This is a genomic window from Halomonas sp. HNIBRBA4712 (assembly GCF_043558675.1).
Lineage (GTDB): Bacteria > Pseudomonadota > Gammaproteobacteria > Pseudomonadales > Halomonadaceae > Vreelandella.
The window spans coordinates 48,456-64,769 of record NZ_JBIFXR010000002.1 but is presented as its reverse complement, the minus strand read 5'-3'; the positions used below and the strand labels follow the sequence as shown (position 1 = coordinate 64,769).

Genomic DNA, 16,314 nt, shown 5'->3' with positions numbered 1-16,314 from the left:
CTATGCCTCCTTTCCAAAAAGCCCGGCCGGGCGCAGCATGAGCACCAGGATCATGACCAGAAAGATCACGGTATTGGCGGCCTCCGGGTAGTACACCTTGGTCAGCCCTTCGATTACGCCCATGCCGAGCCCGGTGAGAATGGCGCCCAGAATCGAACCCATGCCGCCGATCACCACCACCGCGAAGACCACGATCAGAAGGCTCGACCCCATGGTCGGCGACACCGGATACAGCGGTGCTGCGAGCACCCCGGCAAAGGCGGCAAGCCCTACGCCGAAGCCGTAGGTGAGCGTGATCAGAAGCGGCACGTTGACGCCGAAGGCCTGCATCAGCTGAGAGTTCTCGGTGCCCGCGCGCAGGTAAGCGCCAAGGCGCGTACGCTCGATCATGAACCAGGTGAACAGGCACATGGCGAGCGCTGCCACCAGCACCCAGGCGCGGTAGGTGGGCAGGAACATGAAGCCCAGGTTCAAGCCGCCCTGAAGAATTTCCGGTGTGGCGTAGCGCGCCCCGGAAACGCCGAAGAAATTGATCAGCGTGCCCTCGAAGATCAGCGCCAGGCCAAAGGTCAGCAAAAGCCCGTACAGGTGATCCAGATGGGCGATGCGGCGCAGCAGAAAGCGCTCGATCAGCATACTCAGCCCGCCCACCGTGAGCGGCACCAGCACGAGCGCCAGCCAGTAGTTGATGCCGAGATGGTTAAACGCCAGAAGTGCCGCAAAGGCGCCGAGCATGTACTGGGCGCCGTGGGCGAAGTTGACGATTTTCAACAGTCCGAAAATTACCGCCAGCCCCAGACTCAAGAGCGCGTAGAAAGCGCCGTTGACCAGCCCCAGCGTCAGCTGGCCCATGAACACCGCCATGGGCACGCCGAATATCATCGTCATTGCGGTCTCTCCTGAAGCGAGGGCGGCGCGGCGGCCGCCCCGGGGCTGATCAGTTCTGCACCAGCTTGCACTGGCTTTCGGAGAGCGGGCGATAGGCCTCTTCTGCGGGAATGGTGCTGAGAATCTCGTAGAGATCCCACTCGCCGGTGGACTCCTCCGGCGTCTTCACCTGGGCCAGGTACATGTCGTGCACCATGCGGCCATCTTCACGAATGCGGCCGTTGCGGGCGAAGAAGTCGTTGATCGGCTGCGACGCCATCTGCGCGCGCACTGCCTCGGCGTCGTCGGTGCCTGCGGCCTCAACAGCTTCGAGGTAGTGCATGGTGCTCGAATAGATACCCGCCTGCACCATGGTCGGCATGCTGCCCACTTCATCGAAGTAGCGCTGGGCCCACTCGCGGGCCTGATCGTCCATGTCCCAGTACCAGCCGGTGGTGAGCAGCAGGTTTTGGGTCGCCTCGAGCCCCAGGGCGTGCACGTCGTTCAAGAAGATCAAAAGCCCCGCCAGCTGCTGGCCGGACTGGGTCAGGCCGAATTGGCTGGCGGTGGTGATGGCGTTGACCGTATCCGCACCGGCGTTGGCCAGCCCCACGATCTTCGCCCCGGAACCCTGGGCCTGAAGAATGTAGGAGGAGAAGTCGCTGGTCGGGAACGGGTGGCGCACGCCGCCGACGATCTCGCCGCCGCTCTCCTCGACCACGCGGGTCACGTCGGCTTCCAGCGCGTGGCCGAAGGCGTAGTCTGCGGTCAGCAGAAACCAGCTGTCGCCGCCCTGCTCGACCACCGCCCTGGCGGTGCCGTTGGCCAGCGGGTAGGTATCGTAGACCCAGTGGATGTGATTGGGCGTGCAGTGCTCGTTGGTCACGCTCGAGGCTGCTGAGCCGGAGACGATACCCAGCCGGTCGTTCTCTTCGAGCACCTTGGTCACGGCGATGGTGACCGACGAGGCGACCAGCCCCGCGACCAGATCGACATTCTGCTGATCGATCCAGCCCCGCACGGTGTTGGCGCCGATGTCGGCGCTGTTGCGGTCGTCGGCGCTGAACACCACTATTGGCGCGCCGTCGACGCTGCCGCCGAAGTCCGCCACCGCCATTTCAAGTGCGGTCAGCCCGCCCGGCCCCGCCAGATCGCGGTAGGTGCCGGACATGTCGGCCAGATAGCCGATACGCACCTCGCCATCGCTGATCTCGGCTTGGGCCGAGGCCGCCACGGCGGCGGATGCCGCGAAGGCGATACTCGTTACCAGCGCTTTTCTGGGCATTGTCATATTCTTCGCCATCTTCCACTCCCGGCCATGGGCCTTTGTTGTTGTCGTATTAGGGTATTGCGGCCTTACCTGTCGTTGTTCTCGATCGCCAAGCGTTACACGCCGAGCAGCGAATGAAGGTGTTCGCGCCTGCCGGCAAGCTCCAACGCGCTGATCTCCTCGACGATCTCGCCGTGCTCCATGACGAAGTGGCGATCCGCCAGAGGCGCGGCGAAGCGAAAGTTCTGCTCGACCAGCACGATGGTCATGCCGCTCGCCTTGAGCGTGACCAGCACCTCGCCGAGTTTTTGCACGATGACCGGCGCCAGCCCCTCGGTGATCTCGTCGAGCAGCAGGAGGCGCGCGCCGGTGCGCAGAATGCGCGCCATGGCGAGCATCTGCTGCTCGCCGCCGGAAAGCCGCGTGCCCGGGCTTTTGCGCCGCTCATGAAGGTTGGGGAACATCGCGTAAATGGCGTCAAGGCTCATGCCGCCGGAGCTGACCGTAGGCGGCAGCAGCAGGTTTTCGTGAACGTCGAGGCTTGCAAAGATGCCCCGCTCCTCCGGGCAGTAGCCCACGCCCAGCCTTGGTATGTGGTGCGGCTTCATGCCGAGCGTCTCTTGTCCACCGATGACGATCGACCCGCTGCGCCGGCCTACCATATTCATGATCGCCTTGAGCGTGGTGCTGCGCCCGGCGCCGTTGCGGCCCAGCAGCGTGACCAGTTCACCCTCCTTCACGTTCATGTTCACGCCGTGAAGAATGTGCGATTCACCGTAGAAGGCGTGGAGATCGGTGATCTTGAGAATGTCCCGCGCGCGCGTCGCCTTTGACTCCTCGCGGGGCTGGCGCGTCGCCTCGCTTTTTTCGCTGATCATGCGCTCGCCCTCTCGCTGGGTGCTGCGTCATCGCCGGTTTCGCTGCCCATGTACGCCTCGCGCACCTGCGGGTCCTGGGAAACGCTTTGGTAATCGCCTTCTGCCAACACCGCGCCGCGGGCCAGCACCGTAATGCGATCGCACAGCCGGCTGACCACGCTGAGATTGTGCTCCACCATTAGCACCGTGCGGCCTTTGGATACGCGCTTGATCAACTCGACGATGCGGTCGACGTCCTCGGCGCCCATGCCCTGGGTGGGTTCGTCGAGCAGCATCACGTCCGGGTCCAGCGCCAGGGTCGTCGCAACCTCGAGCGCTCGCTTGCGCCCGTAGGGCATTTCGACGGTGAGCGTATCGGCATACTCGGCAAGACCCACCTCGTCGAGCAGCTCGAGCGCCCGCGCATTGAGCGGTAAAAGGGATCTTTCCGACTTCCAGAAGTGAAACGAGGTGCCCAGCCGCCGCTGTAGCGCTACGCGCACGTTCTCGAGCGCAGTCATGTGGGCGAACACCGCCGATATTTGAAATGAGCGCACAAGACCAAGCCGTGCGATCTGATTCGCCTTGAGTGCAGTGATGGACTTGCCGCGATAGAGGATCTCACCTTGGGTAGGCGGCAGGAATTTGGTCAGCAGATTGAACACGGTGGTCTTGCCGGCGCCGTTGGGGCCGATCAGCGCGTGAATATGGCCCTCCTGCACCCGCAGGTCGACGTTATCCACCGCCGTGAAACCGCGAAAGCTTTTGCTAAGCCCTCGGGTTTCGAGCACCGCCTCCCGGGCGGGCGTCTCGCTGGGCATCGGCATAAGACCTCTTGATAAGCATTATTGTTATAGGGGTTAGGGTCAGGTAGCCGTTGATAGCCGTTGTCATTGTTAGCAGGCCATCTACCTTTACCTATACGTAAGGGTCAAGTGAAAGCTAGCAACCTGGAGAGCCTCATGACAATTGCAACTTTGGTCTAGCGTGGAATACCCACCTCCATCTTTCCCAACAATAAACTTTTTAATCATATACTTGCTATAAAATCGCGATTGCAAGCACCTGCAAAACCTTCTTTACGTTAACGTAAACTTGTTTTAGCCTCGAAGTCAGTGTTCCATGAGCGTATCAAGCCAAGAGACACCTTCATGAGCAAAACCTATTCCATCAGCGAGCTGGCCGCCGAATTTGACGTCACCACGCGCAGCATCCGTTTCTACGAGGACCAGGAGCTTCTGCGGCCCGCGCGTCGTGGTCAGACCCGCATCTACAGCAGCAAGGATCGCGTGCGCCTGAAGCTCACCCTGCGCGGCAAGCGCCTGGGACTTTCGCTTGCCGAGATTCGCGAGCTGTTCGAGCTGTGGGACGAAACGCGAAGCGGCAGCGAAAAGCAGCTCAAGCTGATGCTGGCCAAGATCAGCGAGCGCCGGGCGGCGCTGGAGCAGCAGATGAAGGACATCACCATGGTGCAGCTCGAGCTCGAAAGCGCCGAGATTCGCTGTCGCCAGGCGCTCGAGGAGCTGAGCGAAAAGCAGGCCGACGACGAGCGCGTCAAGGCCTCGGGCTGACCGCCCTATTAAAGTGGCACCTTGCGAACCAACAACTTCACAATATTCAGGTGATCGACGATGCACTCTCTCTACACGGAACTCGATTTCGGCCTCGATGAAGACATGAACATGCTGCGCCGGGAGGTGAACGCCTTCGCCGCCCGCGAGATCGCCCCGCGCGCCGCCGAGATCGACCAGAATAATGAATTTCCCAATGATCTCTGGCAGAAGTTCGGCGAACTAGGGCTTCTGGGCATCACCGTGTCCGAAGAAGACGGCGGCAGCGGCATGGGCTATCTCGCCCACTGTATCGCCATGGAGGAAATCTCGCGGGCCAGCGCCTCGGTCGCGCTCTCGTTTGGTGCCCACTCCAATCTCTGCGTGAATCAGATCAAGCGCAACGCCACCTCAGAGCAGAAAGCGAAATACCTGCCGAAGCTGATCAGCGGCGAGCACGTGGGGGCGCTTGCCATGTCCGAGCCCGGCGCGGGGTCGGACGTGGTCTCGATGAAGCTTCGCGCCGAAAAGCGCGGCGACAAGTACGTTTTGAACGGCAACAAGATGTGGATCACCAACGGCCCGGACGCCGACGTACTGGTGGTTTACGCCAAGACCGACCCGGCGGCGGGTTCCAAAGGCATCACCACTTTCTTGATCGAGAAAGGCATGCCGGGCTTCTCGACTGCCCAGAAGCTCGACAAGCTGGGTATGCGCGGCTCGAACACCTGCGAGCTGGTGTTTCAGGAGTGCGAAGTGCCCGAGGAGAACGTCCTCGGCGAGGTCGGCAAGGGCGTGCGCGTGCTGATGAGCGGGCTCGATTACGAGCGCACGGTGCTCGCCGCCGGGCCGATCGGCATCATGCAGGCGGCGATGGATGTAGTGGTGCCCTACATCCACGAGCGCCAGCAGTTTGGCCAACCTATCGGCGAGTTCCAGCTCGTGCAGGGCAAGGTGGCGGACATGTACACCACGCTCAACGCCTGCCGGGCGTACCTCTACACCGTGGCCCGCGCCTGCGACCGCGACCAGACCTCACGCAAGGACGCCGCCGGGGTGATTCTCTACTGCGCCGAAAAGGCGACTCAAATGGCGCTCGATGCCATTCAACTGCTCGGCGGTAACGGCTACATCAACGAGTACCCCACCGGGCGGCTTCTGCGCGATGCCAAGCTCTACGAGATCGGCGCCGGCACCAGCGAAATTCGACGCATGCTGATCGGCCGCGAACTGTTCAGCGAAAGCCGCTAAGGGGGCGCGATGAGCACACTCACCAGTCAGATCAACCCGCGCAGCGAGCAGTTCCAGGCCAACGACGCCGCGCTCAATGCCGAGGTCACCGCCCTTCATGAGCTGACCGAGGCCGTCTCGCAGGGCGGTGGGGCGAGCGCCCGGGAGCGGCACGAAAGCCGCGGCAAGCTGTTCGTGCGCGACCGTATCGATCATCTGGTCGACGAAGGCGCGCCCTTTCTCGAATTCTCGGCGCTGGCCGCGTTTGAGGTCTACGAAAGCGAGGTGCCCGCCGCCGGCGTGGTGACCGGCATCGGCCGGGTCAAGGGCGTGGAGTGCGTGATCGTCGCCAACGATGCCACGGTCAAGGGCGGCACCTACTTCCCGCTGACGGTGAAAAAACACCTTCGCGCCCAGGAGATCGCCCGCAAGCATCGCCTGCCGTGCATCTACCTGGTCGACTCCGGCGGCGCCTTTCTGCCCCGCCAGGACGAGGTCTTCCCGGACCGCGACCACTTCGGGCGCATCTTCTACAACCAGGCCACGATGTCAGCAGAAGGCATCCCGCAGATCGCCGTGGTGATGGGCTCCTGCACCGCCGGCGGCGCCTACGTGCCGGCGATGGCGGACGAGTCGATCATCGTGCGCGAACAGGGCACGATCTTTCTGGGCGGGCCGCCGCTGGTCAAGGCGGCCACCGGCGAGAGTATCAGCGCCGAGGCGCTGGGCGGCGCCGACGTGCACGCGAAGGTCAGCGGTGTAGCGGATCACTACGCCGAAAACGACATGCACGCGCTGCAAATCGCCCGCCAATGCGTTTCGCGGCTCAACTGGCAAAAGCGTGGGAAGCTCGCCATGAAGCCCCCCGCCCCGCCCAAACTCGACCCTCTAGAGCTTTACGGCATCGTCGGTACGGATCTGAAAAAGCCGTTCGACGTACGCGAGGCGATCGGGCGCATCGTCGACGCCTCCGAGTTCGACGAGTTCAAGCGCTACTACGGCGATACGCTGGTCACCGGTTTTGCCCATATTCACGGCCACCCGGTGGGCATCGTCGCCAACAACGGCGTGCTGTTTTCGGAGAGCGCGGTGAAGGGCGCACACTTCATCGAGCTCTGCACGAAGCGCCAGGTACCGCTGGTGTTTCTTCAGAACATCACCGGCTTCATGGTCGGCTCCAAATACGAACACGAAGGCATCGCCAAGCACGGCGCCAAGCTCGTCACCGCCGTGGCCTGCGCGAAAGTACCCAAGTTCACCGTACTGATCGGCGGAAGTTTCGGCGCCGGCAACTACGGCATGTGCGGGCGCGCCTATGACCCGAATCTTCTGTTCATGTGGCCCAACGCGCGCATCTCGGTGATGGGCGGCGAGCAGGCCGCCGGCGTGCTCGCCCAGGTCAAGCGCGAACAGTACGAGCGCGAAGGGCGGCCCTGGTCGGCGGAGGACGAAGAGGCGTTCAAGAAGCCTACCCGCGAGCAGTACGAGCGCCAGGGCCACCCTTTCTATGCCAGCGCCAGGCTCTGGGACGACGGCGTGATCGACCCGCTGCAAACCCGCGACGTGCTGGGGCTTTCATTGGCTGCCGCGCTGAACGCCGAAATCGAAGAGACGCGCTTTGGCGTGTTCAGGATGTGATGTTATGAGCCATTCGACGCTGACGATTGAACATGATGTGGCGCGTTTGAACCTGAACCGCCCGGCGGTGCACAACGCTTTTGATGATCACCTGATTGCCGAGCTGACCGATCACCTGAAGGGGCTGATCGACCCCATCGAGCGCCAGCAGGTGCGGGTGCTGGTCCTCGGCTCCGAAGGCAAGAGCTTTTCGGCGGGGGCGGATCTCAACTGGATGAAGCGCATGGTCGACTACGGCCATGAAGATAACCTCACGGATTCGCGCAAGCTTTCTGATCTGATGCACCGCCTCGATACCCTGCCCTGCCCCACGCTTTGCCGCGTGCAGGGCGCGGCCTTTGGCGGCGCGGTGGGTCTCGCCGCCTGCTGCGACGTGGTCGTGGCCTCAACGAAGGCTCGATTCTGTCTCTCCGAGGTCAGAATCGGGCTGTCGCCGGCGGTGATCAGCCCCTACGTTCAGCGCGCCATCGGCGCCCGACAGATGCGCCGCTTTGCGCTGAGTGCCGAGGTGATCGACGCCGCCACCGCCCAGGCGCTGGGGCTCGTGCATCAGGTGGTCGAACCGGAAGCGCTGGACGAGGCAGTAGAGGCGATGATTCAAACGCTGTTGAAAGGCTCACCCCAGGCCCAGTGGGCGACCAAGGCGCTGCTTGCCGCCGTAAGCCAATCGCCGGATTCCGATGCCACCCGCGAGCGCACCTGCCAGACCATCGCCAGGCTGCGTGTAAGCGACGAAGGCCAGGAGGGACTTGCGAGCTTTTTCGACAAGCGTCTGCCGGCCTGGGCACCAAAGGATGATACCGATCACGCCGGGGAGCGCTCATGAACGACACCACCCGCAAGTTCGACACGCTTTTGATCGCCAACCGCGGCGAGATCGCCTGCCGGGTGATGCGCACCGCCCGCCGGCTGGGCATCAAGACCGTCGCGGTCTACTCCGATGCCGACGAGAATGCACGTCACGTGCGCGAGGCCGACGAAGCCATTCGCCTCGGCCCAGCGCCAGCTCGGGAGAGCTACCTGAATATCGAGGCGGTGATCGAGGCGGCCAAACAGAGCCAAAGCACCGCAGTGCACCCGGGCTACGGCTTTCTCTCCGAGAACGGCCGCTTCGTCGAGGCGCTGGAGGCAGCAAACATTGCGTTTGTGGGCCCGCCGGCGTCAGCGATCGCCGCCATGGGCGATAAAGCCGCGGCCAAGGCGCGCATGGCGGAGGCCGGCGTGCCGCTGGTGCCGGGCTACCACGGCGACGATCAAAGCGACGGCGTTCTTCGCGACGAAGCCAACCGCATTGGCTACCCGGTGATGCTGAAAGCGAGCGCCGGCGGCGGCGGCAAGGGCATGCGCATCGTCGAGCGCGAGACGGATTTTCAGGCGGCGCTCGACAGCTGCCGGCGTGAATCGAAGGCGTCTTTCAGCGATGACCGCATGCTGATCGAGAAGTACCTGGTCAAGCCCCGCCACGTCGAAGTGCAGGTGTTCTGCGACCGCTTCGGCGCCGGCGTCTATCTCTTCGAGCGCGACTGCAGCGTTCAGCGCCGTCATCAAAAGGTACTCGAAGAAGCCCCGGCGCCGCACATGACCGAAGAGCTTCGCGCCGCCATGGGTGAGGCCGCCGTGCGCGCCGCGAAAGAGATCGGCTATGTGGGTGCAGGCACCGTCGAGTTTCTGCTCGACAGTGAGGGCGCCTTCTATTTCATGGAGATGAACACGCGCCTGCAGGTGGAGCACCCGGTCACCGAGATGATCACCGGGCTCGATCTGGTGGAATGGCAGTTGAAAGTTGCCATGAATGAGCCGCTGCCCTGCACGCAAGGCGAGCTGACCCTCACCGGCCATAGCTTCGAGGCGCGCCTCTACGCCGAAGACCCGACAAACGACTTTCTACCCGCCACCGGCACCCTCACCCGCTTCACGCTGGACCTGAACGGCGCGGGACTGGATTCGGCTCAGGTACGCCTGGACAGCGGCGTGGAACAAGGCGATGCGGTGTCGATGCACTACGACCCGATGCTCGCCAAGCTGATCACCCACGGCGCGGATCGTGACGCGGCACTTGCCACGCTGAACCGAGCGCTGGCGGCGCTTGACGTACAGGGCGTAGTGACCAACCGCGCCTTTCTGCAGCGCCTGAGCGGGCACCCGGCATTCAAAACCGCAAGGCTCGATACCGGCTTCATCTCACGCCACCACGATGACCTCTTTGCCGAGCCGGCGCCACCCCTTGAGGCCTACGCCCGCGCGGCGCTGGTGGCGCTCGATGCGCTTTCGAAAAGCACTGGCCAAGCGGCCTCGCCCTGGGCGCGCGTTGACGGCTTTCGCCTCAACGCCGCACACAAGGTGCGCATCGCGCTGACCCATGATGATGAGAGCGAGGCCGTGGTGGTCGAAGCCACCCGCCGCCGCACTCAAACCGGCTGGACGCTGCGCGTTCAAGACACGCGCTTCGAAGGCGCGCTCGCATCGCTCACCGGCGACGCGGTGGCGATTACCCTCGATGGCCACCGCCAACGTTTTCAGACCCAGCTCGACGGCGACACCCTGGTACTGGCACAGCCAGAGGGCGAAACGCGCCTTCGCTGGCAGCGCCTGGACGCGCTGAACCACGCCGGGCGCGAGGCCGAGGCGAGCTTTACCGCGCCCATGCACGGTACCGTAGTGGCGCTTCTGGTCGAGCCCGGCGCGCCGGTGGAAAAAGGCATGCCGCTGATGGTGATGGAGGCAATGAAGATGGAGCACACGCTCAGTGCACCAGCGGACGGCGCCGTCGAGCAGTTTCGCTTTGCCGCCGGCGACAGCGTCGGCCAGGGCGATGTACTGCTGGAGTTCGCCGCAACCAAAGAGGCCGCGTCATGACACTGCCCCAACGCGTTCGCTTGGTCGAAATGGCCCCGCGGGACGGGCTGCAGAACGAGCCCGGCGAGATGGTCTCAACCGGCGTCAAGATCGAGCTGATCGAGCGCCTGGCCCGGGCGGGGCTTACCCATATCGAGGCGGCAAGCTTCGTCTCGCCCAAGTGGGTGCCGCAGATGGGCGACGCGCGCGAGGTGATGGCAGGCATTCATCGCGCGCCGAACGTGACCTACTCCGCACTCACCCCGAATTTGAAAGGGTTGGAGAACGCGCTCCAGGCGCAGGTGAGTGAGGTCGCGGTGTTCGCCGCTGCTTCTGAAGCGTTCTCGCAAAAAAACATCAACTGCTCGATCGACGAGTCGCTTTCGCGTTTCGAGCCGGTAATGGCACGCGCCAGGCAAGCGGACGTGCGGGTACGCGGCTACGTCTCCTGCGTACTGGGCTGCCCTTACGAAGGCGACATTGCACCAGTCCAGGTGGCGCGGGTGGCCAAGGCGCTTCACGAAATGGGCTGCTTCGAGGTGTCGCTGGGCGACACCATCGGCGTGGGCACGCCGTCGAAAGCCCGGCAGATGATCGACGAGGTAGCGAAGTTTGTGCCCGTCGAGCGCCTGGCGGCGCACTTTCACGACACCTACGGCATGGCGATCGCCAACCTGTTTGCCGTGCTCGAACAGGGGGTGGCAGTGATCGACGCCTCGACCGGGGGCCTGGGCGGCTGCCCCTACGCTCAGGGCGCCTCCGGCAACGTGGCAACCGAGGACGTACTCTATCTGCTCCAGGGGCTGGGCATCGAGACCGGCGTCAACCTCGAATCGATCATCGAAACCGGCGAGTGGATCACCGGGCAGCTTGGCCGCGAGCCTACATCGAAAGTCGCACGCGCCCTGGGGGCGCACTGAGCCCATCCATTTTCTCGATATTGGCCACAACAACAATTCAGGAGAGACCTCATGGCGCCGAACCTTCCCACTCTTCCCAGCTACACCAGCAGCGTCGCCGATAAGCCGCTTTTGGGCATGACCATTGGCGACAAGTTCGACCAGATCGCCGCCCGGTACCCCGACAACGACGCGCTGATCGTGCTGCACCAGAACGTGCACTGGAGCTACCGCCAGTTTCACGAGGAGGTCAATCGCTGCGCCCGGGCGCTGCTGGCACTCGGCGTTCAGCGCGGCGACCGTGTCGGCATCTGGGCACCCAACTGCAGCGAATGGGCGCTGACCCAGTTCGCCACCGCCAAGATCGGCGCGATTCTGGTCAACATCAACCCGGCCTACCGCACCAGCGAGCTGGACTACGCGCTGAACCAGTCCGGCGCGCGCTTTCTGATCTGCGCCGACCGTTTCAAGAGCGCGGACTACCGCGCTATGCTCAATGAGCTCGCCCCGGAGCTTCAGACCTGCGAACCGGGCGCGCTCCGCTCCCAGCGCCTTTCAAAGCTCGAGTGCGTGGTGAACCTGAGCGATGAGCGCCACCCGGGCATGTGGCGCTGGCAGGACATGCTCGATGAGGCGGACCGGGTCGAGCAGAGCACCCTCGATACGCTGCAGGCTACCCTTCAGTTCGATGACCCGATCAACATCCAGTACACCTCCGGCACTACCGGCTTTCCCAAGGGCGCAACGCTTTCGCACCACAACATTCTCAACAACGGTTTTTTCGTCGCCGAGAGCATGGGGTTCACCTCAGAAGACCGGCTGGTGATTCCGGTGCCGCTCTACCACTGTTTTGGCATGGTGATGGGTAACCTGGGCTGCATGACCCACGGAGCGGCGATGATCTACCCAAGCGAAGGCTTCGATGCCGGCCAGGTGCTCAAGGCGGTGCACGAGCAGCGCGCCACGGCGCTGTATGGCGTACCGACCATGTTTCTCGCCGAGCTCGAACACGAGGATTTCTCCGCGACCGACTTCTCAATGCTTCGCACCGGCATCATGGCGGGCTCGATCTGCCCGGCGGCGGTGATGAAGCAGGTGATCGAGAAGATGAACATGAAAGGCGTGCAGATCGCCTACGGCATGACCGAAACGAGCCCGGTCTCCGCCCAGACCGGCGCCGATGACAGTATCGACAAGCGCGTCTCCACCGTGGGCCGCACCCAGCCGCACCTGGAGAGCAAGATCATCGACCCGGGGAGCGGCGCCGTGCTGCCCAGGGGCGAGATCGGCGAGCTCTGCACCCGCGGCTACAGCGTGATGCTCAAGTACTGGAACAACGAGCAGGCAACGAGTGATGCCATCGACAGCGCCGGCTGGATGCACACCGGCGACCTTGCGACCATGGACGATGAGGGGTATCTGCAAATCGTCGGGCGCATCAAGGACATGGTGATTCGCGGCGGCGAGAACGTCTACCCCAAGGAAGTCGAGGAGTTTCTCTATACCCACCCGGCCGTGGCCGATGTGCAGGTGACCGGCGTGCCCGACGAGAAGTACGGCGAGGAACTGATTGCCTGGGTGCGGCTCAACGCCGATGCGGGGGAAATCACCGGCGAAGATCTGCGCGCGTTCTGCAAGGACAAGATCACCCACTTCAAGATCCCGCGCTATTTCAAGTTCGTCGACGAATTCCCGATGACGGTGACCGGCAAGATCCAGAAGTTCAAGATGCGCGAAATCTCCACCGAAGAGCTGGGGCTTGACCGCGAGACGCTGTCGTGAGCACCTCCCGCACACTCGCCGAGCACTACCAACAAAGCCTGCGCGACCGCCAGGTGCTCGAACGTATAAGCACCTGCTACCCCGGCGGCGCGACCGCTTATCAACTGGCGCCGCTGGATCAGCTCCACATCGGTGGGTTGGCGGCCTCGACGCGGCTTCTCGAAAAGCTCGACGCCGCCACTCACCCGCGCGTGCTCGATATCGGCGCGGGGCTTGGCGGGCTCGCGCGGCTCGGCGCCGCTCGCGGATTCGCCATGACCGCGTTCGATATCACCCACCGCTTCAGCGTTCTGAACGCGGCGCTGGGAGCGCTCGCCGAGCACACGCCTTCCTACCGGGTGGTGACCGGCGATGCGCGAAGACTCCCCTTTCAAGGTCACACCTTCGATGCGGTGATCTTTCAGCACAGCCTGATGAACATGCCAGAGCTTGCGCCGGTGCTGGAACAAACGCAGCGAGTGCTGCGCCCGGGGGGACGGCTGGTGCTTCACGAGCTGACCCGAGACAATGAGGCGGTGGCGCTCGAATATCCGGTGCCCTGGGCGAGCGGCCCGGCGCACTCTCATTTACTTTCGCGCGAGGCGCTGCTCGAGCGCTTGACGGCCTGCGGATTCAAGGACGTTCGCGTCGAAAGCCAAGGCGACGAAGCCCGCGCCTGGCGTGCGCGCCAACGCGAAAAAGAGCAGACGCGTCCGGCGCCGCCGCTCTCACCACGATGGGTGTTCGGCGAGCGCTTCGAGGTGATGGGAGAAAATTTGCTCAAAAATTTGGCGAATCGCGCGATTGACGTGGTTGAAATCAGCGCTTGTTGCTAGGCTTGGGTGGGACTTGGCTTTTTATAAAAAAGGATAACAAGATGCCGGCAAACCGCTTGGCAAGCACCCTGTTATGTGGCGTTCTCGGAAGCTCTTTTCCCTTGCTGGCGTGTGCAAGCGAAAGCAGCTTCCTGAGCACGGAGCTTTTGCCCAGGGCTTACACATCGCCTAATAGCGAAATGATGGCACTCGACCACGGCGTCGTGCTCGAAGGCAGCAACCTCAACAGTATTGATAGCTACACCTCCGGTTTTCGCCTCACCGCCGGTTTCAGCCCCAGCCACTTCCCGCGCGTCGACATTGGCGCCGAAATCGCCTACCGCGAAAGCGAAGAGGTGTACACCACCTCGAGCGTGACACCGATGATTCAGGACACCCTGGCACTCGGCGGCGCTTTGGTGGCGGGGCTTCGAATGGGCGCATTCAGCGTCTACGCCAAGTCCGGGCTGACCGAGTGGCGCGGCGAAAACGAGCTGGAGGGCAGCGAAGGCGGCACCGCCCGGCTCGACGGCTTCGGCGCTACGGTGACCCTCAAGCGGCTGGTCAGCCGACTGGAGTACGAGCGCATCGACAACCCCATGCTCAGCCATCTCAATCAGCTGAGCGCTTCGATTCATATGCCGTTCTAGCCTCCGGCTCCAACGCCTCCATCGGTGCGCTCCACACCGGCACGTCCTCCTTCTGCGGCTCGCCTTCCTGCTCGTCCATTGCCTTACTCAGCGCCTCTTCCAGACGCATGAACAGCTCGCCGTAGCGCCGGCTGATACGCTGGTTACCCTCGATCTCCTTCCAAGCCTCGAACAGCTCGGCGTCGTGGGCGTCCTCGTTCTGTACGAAGGACCAGGCCAGCTTCTTGGCCCGCAGCGGATGGGTGCCGAGCGCGGTGAGCGCGTGGCTGCCGAGCTCCAGCGCCGAGTGGTAGGTTTCGCTGACCACGTCATCAGCGCCGGCCTCACGCAGCCGATACCCGTGGCCACGATCGAACGCCCGGGCCAGCACCCAGACGTTCGGGTGAAAGCGTTTGACGTGCTGCACCATCTGTACCGCGCGGTCGAGATCGTCGATCGCCACCACCAGCAGTCGCGCCTGGTCGATACCGGCGCGGTCGAGCAGATCCCCGCGGCTGGCGTCGCCGAAGAAGCTCTTGATGTGGATGCGCCGGGCGTTTTCGATCTGGCTAAGCTCGAGATCCAGCGCCACCAGCGGCACATCGTTGGCGCGCAACAGCCGGCAGACGATCTGACCAAAGCGCCCGGCGCCGGCGACGATCACCGGCGACTCTTCGTTGAACTCGTCCGCCTCGCGGGTCTGCTTGTCCACCCGGTAGCGCGGCAGCACCACCCTGTCGAAGACGATAAATAGAAGCGGCGTCACGAACATGGAGAAGGCAACCACCAGGTTCAAAAGCTCGGCAAGCTCGGCGCCGATTACGCTGTTCTGGCGGCTATAGGTCAAGAGCACGAAACCGAACTCGCCGGCCTGAGCCAGGCTCAGAGTCAACAGCCAGCCGTTACTGCCGCGAATGCCAAAGGCGAAGGCGAGCGCGACCAGCACCAATCCCTTGACGGCAATCACCCCAAGCCCCAGCAGCACCACCGCCATCCACTCGCTGACCAGCACGTCGAAATCGATGCCGGCGCCCACGGTCATGAAGAAAAGCCCCAGCAGCAGGCCCTTGAAAGGTTCGATATTGGCCTCGAGCTCGTGCTTGAACTCACTGTTGGCCAGCACGACGCCTGCCAGAAAGGCGCCGAGCGCCGGCGAGAGATTGACCAAGCTCATCAGCGCCGCGATGCCGATCACCAGCATCAGGGCGGAGGCGGTAAACACCTCGCGCAGCCCCGAGCGCACCACGAAGCGAAACAGCCACGGCCCGAGAAAGTAGCCCGCGCCGATCACCAGCCCGATGGCGCCGACCACCACCAGCGCGTGGGCCCAGCCGGGCAGACTCGACACCAGGTCGACGTCGTGGCCCGACTGGCTTGCGCCCCCATCGATGCCGGAGAGCGCCAGCAGCGGAATCAGCGCCAGGATGGGAATCACCGCCATGTCCTGGAACAGTAGAATCGAGAACGCGCTGCGCCCGCCTTCGGTGCCGGCCAGGCCCTTCTCGTTCAGCGTCTGCAGCACGATGGCGGTCGACGAAAGCGAGAGAATCAGCCCCACCGCGAGCGAGGTCTGCCAGGCTGAGCCCAGCGCCCAGCCAATCAGCCCGCCGGCGGAGGCGCTGAGCACCACCTGCAGCCCGCCCAGGCCCAGAAGGCGCACCCGCATCGCCCAGAGGCTCTTGGGGTCGAGCTCCATGCCGACCAGAAACAGCATCATCACCACGCCGAACTCGGCGAAGTGCTGGATGGTATCGGTTTCCTGGCCCACCAGCCCAAGCGTGGGACCGATCACCACACCGGCGACCAGATAGCCCAGCACCGAGCCGAGCCCGAAGCGCTTGGCGAGCGGCACGGCGATGACCGCCGCCAGCAGATAGATGAAGGCCTGAATGAAGTAGTGAGTCATTGATCTCTCTTGAGTCGCGTTTCGTCCGTTAGCGCAGGCTTACTGATAGGACGCTTG

Annotated in this window: 14 protein-coding genes; 9 read left to right on the top strand and 5 right to left on the bottom strand. The window is 63.5% G+C overall.

The features are described from left to right. The 4 genes from ACGK9R_RS04690 to ACGK9R_RS04675 all read right to left on the bottom strand — a co-directional run bounded on the left by ACGK9R_RS04690 (window position 1) and on the right by ACGK9R_RS04675 (window position 3,815). Window positions 1-888, bottom strand: coding sequence for a branched-chain amino acid ABC transporter permease (locus tag ACGK9R_RS04690; protein WP_394578713.1), 888 nt, complete (start codon window positions 886-888; stop codon window positions 1-3). A 49-nt stretch (window positions 889-937) separates the two neighbouring features. Next, window positions 938-2,158: an ABC transporter substrate-binding protein gene (locus ACGK9R_RS04685; RefSeq protein ID WP_394579726.1), complete on the bottom strand. Its 1,221-nt coding sequence runs from the start codon at window positions 2,156-2,158 to the stop codon at window positions 938-940. Window positions 2,159-2,253: 95 nt separating this feature from the next. Then, window positions 2,254-3,015, bottom strand: a complete 762-nt coding sequence (locus tag ACGK9R_RS04680; protein WP_394578711.1) for an ABC transporter ATP-binding protein — start codon at window positions 3,013-3,015, stop codon at window positions 2,254-2,256. Further along, window positions 3,012-3,815, bottom strand: a complete 804-nt coding sequence (locus ACGK9R_RS04675) for an ABC transporter ATP-binding protein (protein WP_394579724.1) — start codon at window positions 3,813-3,815, stop codon at window positions 3,012-3,014. The genes ACGK9R_RS04680 and ACGK9R_RS04675 overlap by 4 nt, the downstream gene beginning before the upstream one ends. Window positions 3,816-4,145: 330 nt before the next feature. Between ACGK9R_RS04675 and ACGK9R_RS04670 the strand changes: the two genes are divergently transcribed. From ACGK9R_RS04670 to ACGK9R_RS04630, 9 genes are read left to right on the top strand one after another with little or no spacing between them, the layout of a single operon-like run. Beyond that, window positions 4,146-4,565, top strand: coding sequence for a MerR family DNA-binding transcriptional regulator (locus ACGK9R_RS04670; RefSeq protein WP_394578709.1), 420 nt, complete (start codon window positions 4,146-4,148; stop codon window positions 4,563-4,565). Window positions 4,566-4,625: 60 nt separating this feature from the next. After that, a complete protein-coding gene (locus tag ACGK9R_RS04665) occupies window positions 4,626-5,795 on the top strand; it encodes an isovaleryl-CoA dehydrogenase (protein WP_394578707.1) in 1,170 nt (389 codons plus the stop codon). A gap of 9 nt (window positions 5,796-5,804) precedes the next feature. Next, on the top strand, window positions 5,805-7,412 hold the full coding sequence (locus tag ACGK9R_RS04660) for a carboxyl transferase domain-containing protein (protein WP_394578705.1): 1,608 nt from the start codon (window positions 5,805-5,807) through the stop codon (window positions 7,410-7,412). Window positions 7,413-7,416: 4 nt separating this feature from the next. Further along, window positions 7,417-8,238 (top strand): enoyl-CoA hydratase/isomerase family protein, encoded by an 822-nt coding sequence (locus ACGK9R_RS04655; RefSeq protein ID WP_394578703.1) that lies wholly within the window; start codon window positions 7,417-7,419, stop codon window positions 8,236-8,238. After that, complete coding sequence (locus ACGK9R_RS04650; RefSeq protein ID WP_394578701.1) at window positions 8,235-10,268, top strand: acetyl/propionyl/methylcrotonyl-CoA carboxylase subunit alpha; 2,034 nt, start codon at window positions 8,235-8,237, stop codon at window positions 10,266-10,268. The genes ACGK9R_RS04655 and ACGK9R_RS04650 overlap by 4 nt, the downstream gene beginning before the upstream one ends. Then, the gene (locus ACGK9R_RS04645; RefSeq protein ID WP_394578699.1) at window positions 10,265-11,167 is read left to right on the top strand and encodes a hydroxymethylglutaryl-CoA lyase; all 903 of its coding nucleotides are present in this window, start codon (window positions 10,265-10,267) and stop codon (window positions 11,165-11,167) included. Before ACGK9R_RS04650 ends, ACGK9R_RS04645 begins: the two co-directional genes overlap by 4 nt. Window positions 11,168-11,218: 51 nt before the next feature. Next, window positions 11,219-12,928, top strand: a complete 1,710-nt coding sequence (locus ACGK9R_RS04640; protein WP_394578697.1) for an AMP-binding protein — start codon at window positions 11,219-11,221, stop codon at window positions 12,926-12,928. Further along, window positions 12,925-13,743, top strand: coding sequence for a methyltransferase domain-containing protein (locus ACGK9R_RS04635; RefSeq protein ID WP_394578695.1), 819 nt, complete (start codon window positions 12,925-12,927; stop codon window positions 13,741-13,743). Before ACGK9R_RS04640 ends, ACGK9R_RS04635 begins: the two co-directional genes overlap by 4 nt. A 41-nt stretch (window positions 13,744-13,784) precedes the next feature. Next, complete coding sequence (locus tag ACGK9R_RS04630) at window positions 13,785-14,372, top strand: hypothetical protein (RefSeq protein ID WP_394578693.1); 588 nt, start codon at window positions 13,785-13,787, stop codon at window positions 14,370-14,372. Here the strand turns inward: ACGK9R_RS04630 and ACGK9R_RS04625 are convergent. Next, window positions 14,335-16,257, bottom strand: coding sequence for a monovalent cation:proton antiporter-2 (CPA2) family protein (locus ACGK9R_RS04625; protein WP_394578691.1), 1,923 nt, complete (start codon window positions 16,255-16,257; stop codon window positions 14,335-14,337). The genes ACGK9R_RS04630 and ACGK9R_RS04625 overlap by 38 nt on opposite strands. Window positions 16,258-16,314 lie beyond the last annotated feature (57 nt).

Bases quoted from the DNA above. Each gene is read 5' to 3' on its own strand.
- ACGK9R_RS04690 (WP_394578713.1), bottom strand. From the start codon at position 888: ATGACGATGATATTCGGCGTGCCCATGGCGGTGTTCATGGGCCAGCTG.
- ACGK9R_RS04685 (WP_394579726.1), bottom strand. From the start codon at position 2,158: ATGACAATGCCCAGAAAAGCGCTGGTAACGAGTATCGCCTTCGCGGCA.
- ACGK9R_RS04680 (WP_394578711.1), bottom strand. From the start codon at position 3,015: ATGATCAGCGAAAAAAGCGAGGCGACGCGCCAGCCCCGCGAGGAGTCA.
- ACGK9R_RS04675 (WP_394579724.1), bottom strand. From the start codon at position 3,815: ATGCCCAGCGAGACGCCCGCCCGGGAGGCGGTGCTCGAAACCCGAGGG.
- ACGK9R_RS04670 (WP_394578709.1), top strand. From the start codon at position 4,146: ATGAGCAAAACCTATTCCATCAGCGAGCTGGCCGCCGAATTTGACGTC.
- ACGK9R_RS04665 (WP_394578707.1), top strand. From the start codon at position 4,626: ATGCACTCTCTCTACACGGAACTCGATTTCGGCCTCGATGAAGACATG.
- ACGK9R_RS04660 (WP_394578705.1), top strand. From the start codon at position 5,805: ATGAGCACACTCACCAGTCAGATCAACCCGCGCAGCGAGCAGTTCCAG.
- ACGK9R_RS04655 (WP_394578703.1), top strand. From the start codon at position 7,417: ATGAGCCATTCGACGCTGACGATTGAACATGATGTGGCGCGTTTGAAC.
- ACGK9R_RS04650 (WP_394578701.1), top strand. From the start codon at position 8,235: ATGAACGACACCACCCGCAAGTTCGACACGCTTTTGATCGCCAACCGC.
- ACGK9R_RS04645 (WP_394578699.1), top strand. From the start codon at position 10,265: ATGACACTGCCCCAACGCGTTCGCTTGGTCGAAATGGCCCCGCGGGAC.
- ACGK9R_RS04640 (WP_394578697.1), top strand. From the start codon at position 11,219: ATGGCGCCGAACCTTCCCACTCTTCCCAGCTACACCAGCAGCGTCGCC.
- ACGK9R_RS04630 (WP_394578693.1), top strand. From the start codon at position 13,785: ATGCCGGCAAACCGCTTGGCAAGCACCCTGTTATGTGGCGTTCTCGGA.
- ACGK9R_RS04625 (WP_394578691.1), bottom strand. From the start codon at position 16,257: ATGACTCACTACTTCATTCAGGCCTTCATCTATCTGCTGGCGGCGGTC.